This is a genomic window from Bulleidia sp. zg-1013 (assembly GCF_019798045.1).
Lineage (GTDB): Bacteria > Bacillota_I > Bacilli_A > Erysipelotrichales > Erysipelotrichaceae > Bulleidia.
In genome coordinates this window covers 16,956-31,440 of record NZ_JAGXEX010000011.1, presented here as the reverse complement: position 1 = coordinate 31,440, position 14,485 = coordinate 16,956, and the positions used below count along the sequence as shown (strand labels likewise).

Genomic DNA, 14,485 nt, shown 5'->3' with positions numbered 1-14,485 from the left:
TTTCTGTTGTAGAGTTATATCTATCAAGTGAGATTTCATATCAAGACTTGGCGATTCGAGAAGGTATAAGCAATCCAAGTATGATTACTAACCGGGTTAATCGCTTTCGTGTTGCCGGTCCTGATGCTTTGAAATCTCGCAAGAAAGGTCGAAAGAAAACATTGGATAAATCTAAGATAGATATTAAAGCTCAGGAAGCGGAAGAAAGAATAGTTGATACAAGTGCAGAACATGTCAAAGAATTAGAAGATGAACTGCTTAAGTTAAGAATTGAGAATGCCTTTTTAAAAGAACTGAGGAGGCTGCGTTTAGAGGACGAAACAAAAATGAGAGAACGGCACTCGTCATCAACAGTCTCCGAGGAGAATTCAAACTAAAAGACCTTCTCTCTTGTACAGGTATGCCTAAAGCAACATATATGTACCGGCAGAAAAGATTCGATAGGGAAAACCCTGACAAAGAAATCGAAGAGAAGATTCTTGAAATCAGAGAGACTCACAAGGATTATGGTTATCGTCGAGTGGTTGGAGAATTAAGAAATCAAGGCTACTGTGTAAACAAAAAGAAAGTACAACGTATAATGCAGAAACTAGGTTTACAGGTTACTTCTTTTACTCGAAAAAGTCGTAAATACAGTTCGTACAAAGGTAAAGTTGGAACAGTTGCTCCTAATCGCATAAGGAGACGATTTAACACACATATCCCTCATCAGAAGATTACTACGGATACTACAGAGTTTAAGTATTATGAGATTAATGCTAAAGGTCACATGACAATGTACAAGCTTTATCTGGATCCATTTATGGATATGTGTAATGGCGAAATTATAAGCTATGGAATTGACAAGCACCCTTCAACAAAAAATGTTATGGAGGCATTGGAACAGGCTATTGCAATAACATCCGATTGCAAATATAGAAGAACTTTCCATTCGGATCAAGGCCGGGCTTACCAAATGAAAGCATACTCTCATCGTCTCAAGGAAGAAAGAATCTTCCAAAGCATGTCTCGTAAGGGAAACTGTCATGATAACTCTGTTATGGAGAACTTCTTTGGATTACTTAAACAAGAAATCTATTATGGTGTTATTTACTATAGCTATGATGAGCTAAAGTCAGAAATCGAACGATACATAAAGTATTACAATGAACAAAGAATTAAAGAAAAACTGGGATGGCTAAGTCCGGTGCAATACAGGCTTAGACTCTTGGCTACATAAAAATAGCGGAGCGGTCATATAAACTGCTACGCTAAAAAGTCTAACTTTTGGGGGTCACATCAGATGACACAAGCCTTTTATTAGTTTATTACTTAACCTTCCAAGGTACTGGTACCAATGGTGTATATTCACCGGATGACCAAATACCGAAAGCACAACCAACAATACCAATAACAAGAAGTAAGAGGATGCACTTTGTTGGCGACCAATTCTTCTTCTTAATTAATGTATAGCACATTAAAGTTAATCCTAATGGGATCAATGCCGGTAAGATACCATTCAATAATGCTTGAATATCAATGAAGTTTTCAACTGTTTTCTTCGTTGCCGGATCAATCTTTGTGCCATTAGGAATTAAGATACCTAAAGCTGTTGAACCATAGTTACATGTCAAAGCACCAACGATGAAGACACCTAATAAAGAGGCGGCGTGGGTAAATTCACGAGCATTCTTAGTTAAGACTTCAATCGCACGTGTTCCTAAATCATAAGACCAGTACATTAACCAGTAACGTAAAGCCATTTCAACACCGAACGTGATGAGGAAATAAAGGATAGGACCGGCAATACTGCCACCGATGGCCATATTAGCCGTAATACCGGCTGTGATAGGAACTAATGTGAACCAGAATAATGCGTCACCAATACCGCCTAAAGGACCCATAGCGGCTGTACGGACACCACGAATTAAGTTGACATCAGCTTTTTGTTGTTCAAGGGATAACACAATACCCATAACGAATGTTACTAAGAATGGGTGGGTGTTAAAGAATTCCATGTTGTGCGTCATAGACGTACTTAAGTCTTCTTTATTTGTGTGAATTTTTTCCAGACCCGGTAAGATACTCCATAACCAACCGGCCGCCTGCATTCTTTCGTAGTTGAAGGCTGCTTGTAGGTTAAGAGAACGCCAAACCATCTTATTAAGAGTGGACTTGTCTAATGGCTTAGCAGGTGTTTTATCCACATAAGTTAAGTATTTATTAGATTCCATCTGTTTCACCTCCATTAGAAGAGCCGGTACTATTCTTAATCTTCACATTCGTTTGGTAATCAAACAATGCAATTGCGATACCGATAAATGCGGTTAAAAGTAATGTTGCGCCGGATGTTGCTTGAATATTTCCGAGAATTGCCGCAAAAGCGAAACCTGCAAAGTAAATACCCCACATATCGTTTGCTAACATAATCTTTAATAGAACAGCGAAACCGACGAAACGCATCATTCCGCCTGCCGCACCTAAGCCGGCCATTACCCAAGAAAAGTTCTTCTTAAATTCAGCTAAAGTTTCTCCGGCCGCACTACCGCCATAGTAAGCAACAATGGATAATACAGCGAATAAGGAACCCAAGATTAACATTGAAATTAAAGTAACATTTGTGATTCCCTTTGGATTAGCTTCTTCAGCCGCCTTATCACCGGCAGCCATGAAGTAGGACATGACCGTAAATGTTAAGGTCACAACGTATTGTCCAAATACCGAGAAAATCATGGCTAAACCTAATGCTTCTTCAACTGCTAAGTTTGACTTAACAGCGAAAATCATTGCGACTACCCCACCTAAAACCGCGTTTGGCGGCTGAGCTCCGCCAACAGGCATGTTACCGACCATCATCAATTCATAAGTACCACCAACAACTAAACCGATGTTAAGGTTACCTAAGATTGCCCCAATAATTGGGCAGGCGATGATAGGACGATACAACAATTCTGTTAACGAGAATTGGTCAATCGCAAAGATGAATGTAACAATTGCAAGTAATACAACTTCCATCTTTCCATCCTCCTAAATATATGTGGAAAATCCTTACAGAAACGCTTTTATCAATTCCATCCGTTTACTACTTTATTTAAAAAGCTTGCTTAAATCTTCAGCCCCTTCTTGAGGCACACGACGAATCTCTAATTCAACGCCTAATTCTTGTAGGCGTTTAAAAGCAGCTACATCTGCATCATCTACAGCAACACTACCTACCACTTGTCGTTTTCCTTCCGACATGTGCATATTACCGATGTTTACTTTTTTGATTGGTACTCCACCTTCTACTAACTTCAAGACATCTTGAGGTGTTTCACAGACCAAAAAAATATGTTGCGATGGAGAAGCTTTATGAATCGTTGAAATCGTCTTCTCCAAGGTCCAATATCTTGTCTGAGCATAAGAAGGAGCGGCCATATCCATCAAACCTTGACGGAAACTGTTGCCTGCCACCTCATCATTGGCTACTAACAACAAATTAGCCCCAATCGAACTGGACCATTGCGTTGCTACTTGGCCATGAATCAGTCGGTTGTCAATTCTAGTTAAAACTATATCCGGCATACAAACTTCCTTTCTAACAATGCAACTTGCTTGTAAGCGTTTCCTTACTTATATAGTAACATCCTTTCCCTAATCATATTTACATTTTTTTACACAATTTGTGTACTTTTTAGTAAAAGAAAAATATTTTTGACAATTTTTACTACGCTTTCACTGAAATAATCTTTAGAATAGAGATAGAGGTTTACCATAATGTTCAATAAAACAACCAGCTCCCATTTTTTAAAATATGGTTTTGTTTCAAGAGAGATTCCACGAGCAAACTTGCAAAAGCAAGATTACACCATCTTCAACGAAAATACCACTACGCTCATATCCTATTCCAAGCCCGTTTACATCGAGCCAATGGAAGGAATGGCTTTATTACACATCGCAAAAGAGGAACAACTTAATCAAATTGAAACCTTTGCCTTGCATCGCAAAATTTGCATTTATCCGGGAAATGCGTTCGCATTAGTCACCATGAGCAATTACATTGTTTATAACCTATACATGCCTAAAGAGTCTGAAATTAAAAAGATTAGTCTTGCCAAAACATTGATGTATCATCGCATTAAACCAAGCATTCGTATTCAAGAATTATTGGCTTATTACTATGTTGTTAAACGTCCACATTACCAATTTAAAGGCGAGATTCATCCTTATTATGAACTCACCTTTGTTGACCAAGGGGAACTCGAAACGACCGTTGAAGACGAAACTTTTACTTTAAAAGCCAATGACTGTTTATTCTATGGTCCAGGTCAATTTCATAATCAAAAAGTCACTTCCGAAAATCCTTGTTCCTATCTAACCGCTATCTTTGAAGCCGATGGTTTGTGCCATGATAAACTCGTTCGAAAAATCTATCATTGCAATCGAGAAGAAATTCAGCTTATTCAACAATTCGTTAAGTACACTGAATTTGAAAATGACTACCAAAACGATTTGTTGGTTTCTAGTTTAGAAACCTTTATCATTCAGCTACAGAGTCATATGGGTCGTTCTACCCAAAAGACCAGCTCACCGGCCAACCAGCATTATGAAAATAGCCTACTAGAAGAAATTGTGCAATACATCAATTTGCATCTATATGAACCACTACCAATTGATTCGCTTTGTGATAACTTTGCGATTTCAAGAAGTACTTTGCAAAATCTATTTAATAATTATATGAAGATTACACCAAAAGCTTATATCAATAATGAGAAACTGAATCTAAGTCGTTTATTGATTCGTGATGGTAAATATTCTATTACTCAAGTAGCTAATTTATTAGGCTTTAATTCCATTCATTATTTTTCCCGAAAATTCACTCGAAAATTCCACATCAATCCAAGCGAATACGCAAAGAAAATCTATGACCAACTCTAAGAAGCGAAAGCTTCTTTTTTACTGAAAAAGAGTGGCTTTTCACCACTCTTAAATGCCATCTTCCATTTCTACTTCTTCCCGTTCAACGAATTCATACTTCATGGTTTGATCATGACCTGTTTGTACCAATTGATTCGCTAAAGCATCCACGCTTTCCGCAAATTGGCGAACAAGATTACCTTCAATAATCATACCTAAGTTCGTTCCCGAAAGAACTCGAATTTCTTTTTCACTATGAACCATGCTTAATTCAACCGCTACTTTAAATGGTGAACCACCCAGTAAGTCGGTTAAGATTAAAACTCCTTCACAATCCTTTAATTGTTCCAAAGCATTCTCTAAATTTTTCTTTAAATCCTCTGTACTGTGATTTTGTTCAAAATCAACTGGTACATAGAAATCTGGATGTCCGGCAATCAATTCAACCGATGAAGTAACACCTGTCGCAAAATGACCATGTCCACTAACAATCATTCCAATCATATAATTTTCCTCCTATTTACTATATGGGTATAAAGTAACACCCTTGACCACACGGTTTACTTCACCTGTTGGACATGGGTTATCCGGTGTGATGGATAACGAAAGCGATTTAAACAATGCCACCAATTGAGCAACGGTAATATACGCTAATCCATTCACAACATTATCCCTTTCTTCACCATTAAAACAATAATACCAATCCGCTAATTCTTTCGCTTCAGAACATTCTATGTTCGCTACCGCTAAAATCTTATTGCCTTTACGCTGAACTGCCATTTCTTTTAATAGATCCAATTCATATTGGCGTTGATAAGCATAGTCGGATAAATAAAGCACTGTCAACGTTGTATCATCAATAATACTCTTTGGTCCATGGCGGAATCCTAATGGTGTATCAAACATTGTCACAACCTTACCCGCTGTTAATTCTAACATCTTTAAGGCCGATTCTTGGGCAACTCCTTTTTGGGTATTGGTTCCTAAGTAAACAATTCTTTCAAAAGGATATTGTTCCACTACTTCTTTTGCTAAATAGAAGTCTTCCAATAGCCATTTTTCCACATTGGTTGCTAGGCTTTCAACTGACTTAACTAAAGTTTCGTATTCTTCCTTCGCAAAAGCCAACAAAGTGGCTAGATACATATTGGAATAGCTAGAAGTCATCGCAAAACTTTGATCCAACGTTTCCGGGCTTAGGTTAATCGCAAAACAACGTTCTCCTTCTTTTGATGCTCTTAAGCTCAAAGCTCCATCTTGATTACAAGTGATAAAAAGATGATGAACTTCCGGATTAACAGCTTCAACCGATTGAATAGCACCGATACTTTCGGGTGAATCTCCCGAGCGCCCATAGCTAACCAATAAAGTTGGTTTCATAGCTGAAATAAAGTTCTCTGGACTAGCGGTTAAATCTGTTGTCGCATAGCTTTTTACTTTGTAGTCATAAAGACGGTTTAGGTAAGAATACACACTATTCCCAACGAACTCACTTGTACCGGCACCGGTTAATATAATATCAAAATCATTTTGTTTGGTTGTTTTTTCAATGAATTGAGTTAGTTCATGACGAATTTGATTCACTTGTTTCAAAGTCTTACGCCATGTGATAGGTTGTTGCACAATTTCTTTTGCGGTAAATGTTGCTTTACTGTTCTCTAACACTGTTTCACTTAAGTTAAATATTTCCATATGACCTCCATCTGTTTTGATTATATCAATTTGTGTATTGCTTTTATGGTTTTCATTAAAAACTATCAATCATAAACGAAAAAGTACAAACACTTTCAGGGTATCCTCATTTCAATCGTGATAAGATTATTAAAAAGGAGATTATTATGTATATAAAAAGTACAAAGATTTGGTTGGCCGGTTCCTTCTATCCGGCAACTCTTCATTTAGAAGATTCTAAAATACTGGACATTCTTCCTTACGATTTTGAAACTTGTGATAAGGACTATGGTAATTTAAGAATTGTACCCGGTTTCATCGACATTCATTGCCATGGCGCTTATGGTTATGATACCAACTATGCACAAGAAGATGGATTAAAGAAATGGGCAAAGGGAATTGTCAAAGAAGGTGTAACCGGTTTTTTATCCACAACCATTACGGAATTAAATCCGGTTTTGACAAAGGCAGTTCAAAATGTTCGTAAAGTTAAGGAAAACCACATGGCCGGTCGCGATGGAGCGGATATTTTAGGAATTCATTTTGAAGGTCCTTATTTAGACATGAAGTACAAAGGAGCCCAACCTCCAGAAGCGATTGTGCAAGGAACGGTTGAGGAGTTTAAGCACTATCAAAAAGAGTCCGGCGATTTAATTAAGGTCATCACCTTGGCTCCTGAGCATGACCCAAATCATGCGTTAACGAAGTACGCTAGTCAACACGGTGTGGTTGTTTCCGTTGGTCATAGTGGTGCTACTTATAATGAAGCCTTGCTTGCCTTTGCAAATGGGGCAATGAGTATCACCCACACTTTCAATGGTCAATCTCCATTCAATCATCGTGCTAATGGAGTGGCTGGTGCTGCCTTACGTTTAAGAAATGTGTATAGTGAAATCATTTGTGATGGTCAACATTGCACCCCTGAAGCTTTAAATATTTTCTTTCAAACCAAAGGTAGTCATTATGCGGTTATGATTACGGATGCTTTAATGGCAAAGGGCTTACCAAAGGGAACGAAATTCCAATTTGGGGGTCATGAAGTAGAGATTGATAAAAAGGGCTTAGCACACTTAACCGAAACAGGTGGTATTGCCGGATCAACTTTGAGCTTAAATCAGGGTTTGCGAATCTTAGTGGAAGAAGCACTTGTGCCATTTGAGGCGGCTATCAATAGTTGTACCCTTAATCCGGCGACTTTACTTGGTATGGATGATCATATTGGTAAGATTGTGGCAGGATATGATGCCGACCTTGTTGTATTGGCAGATGATTATTCCGTTGTCGATACGTATTGTAAAGGTATCAAACAATAATATGGCTAAACAAACTAAAAGTCCTATTGCTGGACGTAATATTTATTTAAACAAACACAATCAAAAAATTCTTTTTGATTCATTCTCTAAAACCGGTTACTTAATTCGTGATGAAGAAGCACAGCGCTTTACTTTATATCAAAATCGTTGGGTATTGGCTTTAGCTATTGGTATTCTAGTGTATTCTTTTCTCAAACAAATTCCAGTATCCATTCTAATTGGTTTGGCTTATGGATTGTTTCAAGAATATCGTTACCGTCGTGTATGGTTACCTGGTTTAACACAATTCCCTAATTTCAAGCCAGAGAAAAAAGTTGGCTTTATTGAAGGCTTAATCCAACAAAATAAAGCTTGGGAATGTTTCTTATTAGGACTGGCTTTCATGGCTTTTGGTGTTCTACTTGTTATCAAGGGAATTTTAGAAAAGGATGCGCCTATTCTTCTTGCTTTTGAAATTCTTGTTATGATTGCGACTACCTATAAAGCCATCCAATATTTCTTCGCCCTTTATCAAATTAAAAAGAAGCGTTAAGCTTCTTTTTTCATTAACGAGATTTCTTCACTTTTTCGTTTAATGCTTCACCAATAAATGTATTTAACACTGTTGGATTAGAAATTTCTTCCTTTATGTCTTTATCTACTTCGCGATTTTTGACTTTTATATCTTGAGTTTACCTGTATGCACAAACTTAACTATAATAAATTTCTTCTAGTTATAGAATAAAATTTATCAACTGACATTCTAATACATTCACACCTAGTTCTTTATCATAATATGGATATTCTATAATCCCCAAAAAATTATTCGGTGCCAATAGCACTTCTTCTTCAGCCCTTTTTTCAATTATATTAACATAAACTCCAACTGTATCTCTTGGAACGAAAATTTTTAATAAAACTGGTTCTACACATTCTTCATTATACTCATTAACAATATTCGCTAATAAGCTTGTACTCATAAACCCTTTTTCTTGAAATGGTTCATTATTTTTATTTTTATGAACTATCTCATTTGCAATCTTTCCTCCAACAATTCTATATAGCACAATATTTTCTGGAATTTTAGGAGCGGAACATAAAGTTAAAATTAGTAAGTCCGCCATGTTACTATAAATTTGATTATTTAATTTCCCAGTTCTAAGAAATTCATTTATATATTTGTAACTATATCCACAATAACATTCTAAAGGACTTGTTTCTAAAGAAGAATTGTCTTTTATCAATTTCATTAGACTCATACTCTCTTTATATTTTTTAGCCCAATCAGAGTAAATACTTTTACCCCATTCGCTACAATCTATACCATCAATAAACTCCCTATAATTATTTTTATCTGTTAGTTTCCATTTGATTTCTCCATATCTAATCCTTTTCAATAAACTCATCGTACCACCTTCAATTAGATAACAATATTTTCTCTTCTGCTCCATTATACACAAAAAAGACCATACCTATACGTAGATTCTTTAGTCTATTTAACTTTAATTTCTATACCTGACTTAAATTCAACTTGAAGTGTTTCTTCATTTATCTCAATACTTTCAATTAGCTTTCTTACTAGAACATCCTCAAACCTGTCAATTCTAATTTCTTTTTCTTCAAGAATTTCATCCATCACTTTAAATCTTTCTTTCAAGCTTTCACTTTACGCTATTTTAAGCATTATCTCATTTTTTCTCTTAATTCTTCTAATCTACAAGAGACCCAACTTATTTAAGAGATTATCTTTATTCTGAAAATCAGCTTTAATTATTTTTGATACTACAAAGGATAATGGCATCGTTGGTACAGTACAACAAAATGTCAATAAGTTCTTTGTAAGTATTGGTAGATTATGAATTGAAACATTAATTGCAAATAATATTGCGCCACTTATAACAAACTAAGTTCGTGTATAAATACATCAAATGGAGTTTGATAATTTAGACATTTTCTAGGTCTATTATTAAGTTCCATTACATTTTCATTGTTTCCTCTTTGCCGTGCTGAATATGATTCTGTAAAATAGAAGTCTATTCCTATATCTTCAATTTCTTTGTGGCAGGTAAATTCTTTACCTCCATCTGAAGTAAATCTTTTTAAGGTGATTTTGGTAGAGGATCTATTAATTTTTTTCATAGCTAAAAGCATAGATTCTTTTTTCTATCTTTCATTGACAATTCCACACAAAACCTCGATTTCATTTCAAAAAAGTAGCCAAGCATCCTTTATTATAATCACACTTACTTTACCATAACTTGGTTTTCACATTTTACATAAAAAGAGTGGTCCACCCACTCTTTTAGATTAAGTTTTAAATTACTTAACGATTTCGGTAATAGAACCGGAACCTACAGTACGTCCACCTTCACGGATAGAGAAACGTGTACCTTGTTCAATAGCGATAGGAGCTAATAAAGTAACGTTCATCATAACGTTATCACCAGGCATACATAAATCCGTTCCTTCAGGTAATGTAATAACACCTGTAACGTCCGTTGTACGGAAGTAGAATTGAGGACGGTAGTTAGAAACGAAAGGAGTATGACGTCCGCCTTCTTCCTTTGTTAATACGTACACTTGAGCCTTGAATTCTGTATGAGGTGTAACTGAACCGGGTTTAGCTAATACTTGTCCACGTTCAATTTCATCACGGTTGATACCACGCAATAATGCACCAATGTTATCACCGGCTTGAGCGAAATCCAACATCTTACGGAACATTTCAATACCCGTAACAACAGTCTTGCGAGTGTCACGAATACCAACGATTTCAACTTCATCGTTTAAGTTCAATTTACCACGTTCAACACGTCCTGTTGCAACAGTACCACGTCCTGTGATTGTGAATACATCTTCAACAGCCATTAAGAAAGGCTTATCAAATTCATGTTCAGGAGCCGGGATGTAAGTGTCAACCGCATCTAATAATTCCTTGATAGCCGGTGTCCACTTAGGATCGTCTTGTAAAGCTTGGAAAGCAGAACCACGGATAACAGGAGCGTTATCTCCATCGTAGCCATATTCAGAAAGAAGTTCACGAACTTCCATTTCAACTAAATCAATTAATTCATCATCATCAACCATGTCGCACTTGTTTAAGAAAACAACAATCTTAGGAATACCAACTTGGCGACCTAATAAGATATGTTCACGAGTCTGAGGCATTGGTCCATCTGTAGCAGCTACTACTAAGATAGCACCATCCATTTGGGCGGCCCCGGTAATCATGTTCTTAACATAGTCAGCATGACCCGGACAGTCAACATGAGCGTAGTGACGAGTCTTTGTTTGATATTCAACGTGAGCAGAGTTAATCGTGATACCACGAGCCTTTTCTTCCGGAGCTCCGTCAATCTTATCGTAAGCTTCAAAATTAGCCTTACCATCTTCCGGATGTTCCGATAGATACTTTGTGATTGCCGCTGTTAAAGTTGTTTTACCGTGGTCAACGTGACCAATAGTACCAACGTTAACATGTTCCAGCGATCGGTCAAAATGTTCCTTTGCCATAATATTTTTCCTCCTAGTATTTTATACTTTTCCGTCTAGCTTAATTTTATAGTAAGTGACTGGACAATGCAATATTTTTCAAATCTTATTTTGTTGTGTTCTTCTTGATAATTTCTTCCGCAATGCTCTTTGGAACTTCTTCATAGTGATCCATAACCATGGTATAAATTCCACGTCCTTGAGTGAATGAACGCAAGTCTGTAATGTAACCAAACATTTCTGATAAAGGAATAAATGCCTTTACCTTAATAGCGTTACCGGTTTCTTCTTGTTCACGAATTTGACCACGACGTTTTGTAACGTCACCCATTACCGCACCCAAGTAATCACTTGGAGCTGTAATATCCACTGCCATAATAGGTTCAAGAATAACAGGATTACACTTCTTAGCCGCCTCTCTTAACGCTAAGGAAGCCGCAATCTTATACGCTTGTTCCGAAGAGTCGACATCGTGGTAAGAACCATCAAATAAGACAGCCTTAATATCCACAATTGGATAACCGGCAATTAAACCGGAATTCAAAGAATCTTCCAAACCTTGTTGAGTTGGCTTGATGAATTCCTTAGGAACCGATCCACCAACCGTAGCATCTTCAAATTCAAAACCCTTGCCCGGGTTTGGACTAAAGCGAATCCAAACATCACCGTATTGACCATGACCGCCGGACTGACGAACAAACTTACCTTGTACTTCCGCTTCTGAACGGATTGTTTCACGGTAAGCCACTTGTGGAGCACCTGCTGTTGCATCTACCTTAAATTCACGCTTCATACGGTCCATGATGACATCCAATTGCAATTCACCGACACCCGCAATAATCGTTTGTCCTGTTTCTTCATCCGTATAAGTCTTGAAAGTTGGATCTTCTTCCGCCAACTTCGCCAAGGCTTCATCCATCTTTTGTGAGTCATTCTTAGTCTTAGGTTCAACCGACATCTGAATAACAGGTTCTTGGAAAATCATCGATTCCAAAACAATTGGTGAATTTTCAGCACATAATGTATCACCGGTGGTTGTGTTCTTTAAACCCACTGCACCGGCAATATCACCTGCGAATACTTCATCAATATCTGTTCTTTGGTTAGCATGCATACGAATCAAACGTCCAAAACGTTCTCTCTTATCCTTCGTTGAGTTTAAAACATAACTACCGGAAGTAGCACGACCGGAATAAACGCGGAAATAAGTTAAACGACCTACGAACGGATCAGTCGCTACCTTAAACGCTAATGCTGAGAATGGTTCATCATCAGAAGGATGACGTTCACTTGCACTACCATCTTCTAAAGTACCCTTAATTGCCGGAATATCTGTTGGAGAAGGCAAATAGTCTACAACCGCATCCAATAATAATTGAACACCTTTATTCTTATAAGCTGACCCGCACATAACAGGGAAGAATTCAGAAGTCAAAACACCGGCACGAATTGCTCGCTTGATTTCAGCAACCGTCGGTTCTTCACCTTCTAAAACCTTCATCATTAATTCATCATCATAATCCGCAATTGCTTCCAACATTTCCGCACGCATTGTTTCAGCCTCATCCTTGAATTGAGCATCCACTTCATGATCGGTGAACTTATTCGTTTCACCCTCATAATCACGTTGCTTCATTTCAACTAAATCGATGATACCACGGAAATCTTGTTCAGCCCCAATAGGCATTTGGATTGCAACCGCTTTGGCACCTAAACGGTCACCAATACTGTGAACAGACATCATGAAGTCTGCTCCAGTTGCGTCCATCTTATTTGAGAAAACAATACGAGGCACATGGTATTCCGTTGCTTGACGCCAAACCGTTTCGGTTTGAGGTTCAACACCGGCTTTGGAATCTAAGACTGTTACCGCACCATCTAAGACACGAAGGGAGCGTTCAACCTCAGCTGTAAAGTCGACGTGACCCGGTGTATCGATGATATTGATACGTGTATCATGCCATTGACAAGTCGTTGCCGCAGAAGTAATTGTAATCCCACGTTCTTGTTCTTGAGCCATCCAGTCCATTTGGGAAGCACCATCATGAGTTTCACCAATCTTATGAATTTTACCCGTATAGTACAAGATACGTTCTGTCGTTGTTGTCTTACCGGCATCAATGTGCGCCATGATACCGATATTACGCATCTTATCTAGTGATATTTCTCTTGCCATCCTAAATCCTTTCTAAATTACCAACGGAAATGCGCAAATGCCTTATTAGCTTCTGCCATTCTGTGAGTATCATCTTTCTTCTTCACGGAAGCACCAATTCCATTAGCCGCATCCATAATTTCATTCGCTAATCTTTGTTCCATTGTGTTTTCATGACGTAAACGGGCGAAACTGACAAGCCAACGCAACCCTAATGTCAATTTACGTTCAGCCGAAACTTCAACAGGAACTTGGTAGTTAGCACCGCCAACACGGCGAACCTTCAATTCAAGTTGAGGCATTACATTAGCTAATGCTTTTTCGAAGACTTCCATTGGATTTTCACCTGTCTTCTTTTCGATTAATGCGAATGAATCGTATAAAATCGTTTGCGCTGTACCGCGCTTACCATCGATCATAATCTTGTTAATCAATTTCGTAACTAACTTTGAGTTATAGATTGGATCCGGTAGTACATCACGCTTTGCTACATAACCTTTTCTTGGCATATTCTACTTTCTCCTCTCTATTACTTAGCGGCCTTTGGCTTCTTCGCTCCGTATAAAGAACGACCTTGCTTACGGTCTGTAACCCCGGCACAGTCTAATGTTCCACGGATAATGTGATAACGAACACCGGGTAAGTCCTTCACACGACCACCACGAATCATGACAACCGAGTGTTCTTGCAGGTTATGACCAATTCCCGGAATGTAAGCTGTAACTTCCATACCGTTCGATAAACGAACACGGGCATACTTACGCAATGCAGAGTTAGGCTTCTTAGGTGTCATAGTACCGACACGAGTACAAACCCCTCTCTTTTGTGGACTACTTAGCTTCGTCATTTTGTTCTTAAGAGTATTCACACCACGATTTAACGCCGGTGACTTAGACTTATAAATATTGTCTTGACGACCCTTACGAACCAATTGATTGATTGTTGGCATTGTTTAGCTCCTTTCTCATGCACACAGTACCTAGTGTGCCACGCTCTTAAT

At 37.8% G+C, this 14,485-nt stretch carries 17 protein-coding genes; 5 read left to right on the top strand and 12 right to left on the bottom strand.

From position 1 onward, the window contains the following. A partial coding sequence (locus K7I92_RS06825; RefSeq protein ID WP_370627455.1) for a helix-turn-helix domain-containing protein occupies nucleotides 1-377 on the top strand: 377 nt, incomplete at its 5' end. Further along, nucleotides 347-1,219, top strand: coding sequence for an IS3 family transposase (locus K7I92_RS06820; RefSeq protein WP_203245802.1), 873 nt, complete (start codon nucleotides 347-349; stop codon nucleotides 1,217-1,219). The genes K7I92_RS06825 and K7I92_RS06820, both read left to right, overlap by 31 nt. An 88-nt stretch (nucleotides 1,220-1,307) precedes the next feature. On the opposite strand, the gene K7I92_RS06815 is transcribed toward K7I92_RS06820, so the two are convergent. The 3 genes from K7I92_RS06815 to agaV form a co-directional block, all read right to left on the bottom strand. Next, nucleotides 1,308-2,213, bottom strand: a complete 906-nt coding sequence (locus K7I92_RS06815; protein ID WP_220282547.1) for a PTS system mannose/fructose/sorbose family transporter subunit IID — start codon at nucleotides 2,211-2,213, stop codon at nucleotides 1,308-1,310. Further along, nucleotides 2,203-2,994 carry a PTS sugar transporter subunit IIC gene (locus K7I92_RS06810; protein WP_203244930.1) on the bottom strand — a complete coding sequence of 264 codons (792 nt, stop codon included), beginning with the start codon at nucleotides 2,992-2,994 and terminating at the stop codon, nucleotides 2,203-2,205. The genes K7I92_RS06815 and K7I92_RS06810 overlap by 11 nt, the downstream gene beginning before the upstream one ends. 72 nt (nucleotides 2,995-3,066) lie before the next feature. Then, nucleotides 3,067-3,543 carry a PTS N-acetylgalactosamine transporter subunit IIB gene (gene agaV / locus K7I92_RS06805; RefSeq protein ID WP_203244931.1) on the bottom strand — a complete coding sequence of 159 codons (477 nt, stop codon included), beginning with the start codon at nucleotides 3,541-3,543 and terminating at the stop codon, nucleotides 3,067-3,069. Nucleotides 3,544-3,735: 192 nt separating this feature from the next. Here agaV and K7I92_RS06800 point away from each other — a divergent pair, with 192 nt between their 5' ends. Then, complete coding sequence (locus tag K7I92_RS06800; RefSeq protein ID WP_220282546.1) at nucleotides 3,736-4,896, top strand: AraC family transcriptional regulator; 1,161 nt, start codon at nucleotides 3,736-3,738, stop codon at nucleotides 4,894-4,896. A 48-nt stretch (nucleotides 4,897-4,944) separates the two neighbouring features. Here K7I92_RS06800 and agaF read toward each other — a convergent pair whose 3' ends face one another. Both agaF and K7I92_RS06790 read right to left on the bottom strand, forming a co-directional pair. Then, the gene (gene agaF / locus K7I92_RS06795) at nucleotides 4,945-5,379 is read right to left on the bottom strand and encodes a PTS galactosamine/N-acetylgalactosamine transporter subunit IIA (protein ID WP_220282545.1); all 435 of its coding nucleotides are present in this window, start codon (nucleotides 5,377-5,379) and stop codon (nucleotides 4,945-4,947) included. A 12-nt stretch (nucleotides 5,380-5,391) separates the two neighbouring features. Next, nucleotides 5,392-6,567 (bottom strand): SIS domain-containing protein, encoded by a 1,176-nt coding sequence (locus tag K7I92_RS06790; RefSeq protein ID WP_220282544.1) that lies wholly within the window; start codon nucleotides 6,565-6,567, stop codon nucleotides 5,392-5,394. A gap of 146 nt (nucleotides 6,568-6,713) precedes the next feature. Here K7I92_RS06790 and nagA point away from each other — a divergent pair, with 146 nt between their 5' ends. Beyond that, nucleotides 6,714-7,859, top strand: a complete 1,146-nt coding sequence (nagA, locus tag K7I92_RS06785) for an N-acetylglucosamine-6-phosphate deacetylase (protein ID WP_220282543.1) — start codon at nucleotides 6,714-6,716, stop codon at nucleotides 7,857-7,859. 1 nt (nucleotide 7,860) lies between these two features. Continuing rightward, nucleotides 7,861-8,391 (top strand): hypothetical protein, encoded by a 531-nt coding sequence (locus tag K7I92_RS06780; protein ID WP_220282542.1) that lies wholly within the window; start codon nucleotides 7,861-7,863, stop codon nucleotides 8,389-8,391. 181 nt (nucleotides 8,392-8,572) lie between these two features. On the opposite strand, the gene K7I92_RS06775 is transcribed toward K7I92_RS06780, so the two are convergent. The 7 genes from K7I92_RS06775 to rpsL all read right to left on the bottom strand — a co-directional run bounded on the left by K7I92_RS06775 (nucleotide 8,573) and on the right by rpsL (nucleotide 14,434). Beyond that, nucleotides 8,573-9,244, bottom strand: a complete 672-nt coding sequence (locus K7I92_RS06775; RefSeq protein WP_220282541.1) for an ADP-ribosyltransferase — start codon at nucleotides 9,242-9,244, stop codon at nucleotides 8,573-8,575. A gap of 86 nt (nucleotides 9,245-9,330) precedes the next feature. Then, nucleotides 9,331-9,474, bottom strand: coding sequence for a hypothetical protein (locus K7I92_RS06770; protein WP_220282540.1), 144 nt, complete (start codon nucleotides 9,472-9,474; stop codon nucleotides 9,331-9,333). Nucleotides 9,475-9,731: 257 nt separating this feature from the next. Next, nucleotides 9,732-9,977: a hypothetical protein gene (locus K7I92_RS06765; protein ID WP_220282539.1), complete on the bottom strand. Its 246-nt coding sequence runs from the start codon at nucleotides 9,975-9,977 to the stop codon at nucleotides 9,732-9,734. Between the two features lie 180 nt (nucleotides 9,978-10,157). Beyond that, nucleotides 10,158-11,351: an elongation factor Tu gene (tuf, locus tag K7I92_RS06760; RefSeq protein ID WP_203244937.1), complete on the bottom strand. Its 1,194-nt coding sequence runs from the start codon at nucleotides 11,349-11,351 to the stop codon at nucleotides 10,158-10,160. An 85-nt stretch (nucleotides 11,352-11,436) separates the two neighbouring features. Further along, complete coding sequence (gene fusA, locus K7I92_RS06755) at nucleotides 11,437-13,506, bottom strand: elongation factor G (RefSeq protein ID WP_220282538.1); 2,070 nt, start codon at nucleotides 13,504-13,506, stop codon at nucleotides 11,437-11,439. 17 nt (nucleotides 13,507-13,523) lie between these two features. Beyond that, nucleotides 13,524-13,994: a 30S ribosomal protein S7 gene (gene rpsG / locus K7I92_RS06750; RefSeq protein ID WP_203244939.1), complete on the bottom strand. Its 471-nt coding sequence runs from the start codon at nucleotides 13,992-13,994 to the stop codon at nucleotides 13,524-13,526. 20 nt (nucleotides 13,995-14,014) lie between these two features. Further along, entirely contained in the window at nucleotides 14,015-14,434 is a 420-nt protein-coding gene (rpsL, locus tag K7I92_RS06745; RefSeq protein WP_203244940.1) for a 30S ribosomal protein S12, read from the bottom strand. Between the last annotated feature and the right edge of the window lie 51 nt (nucleotides 14,435-14,485).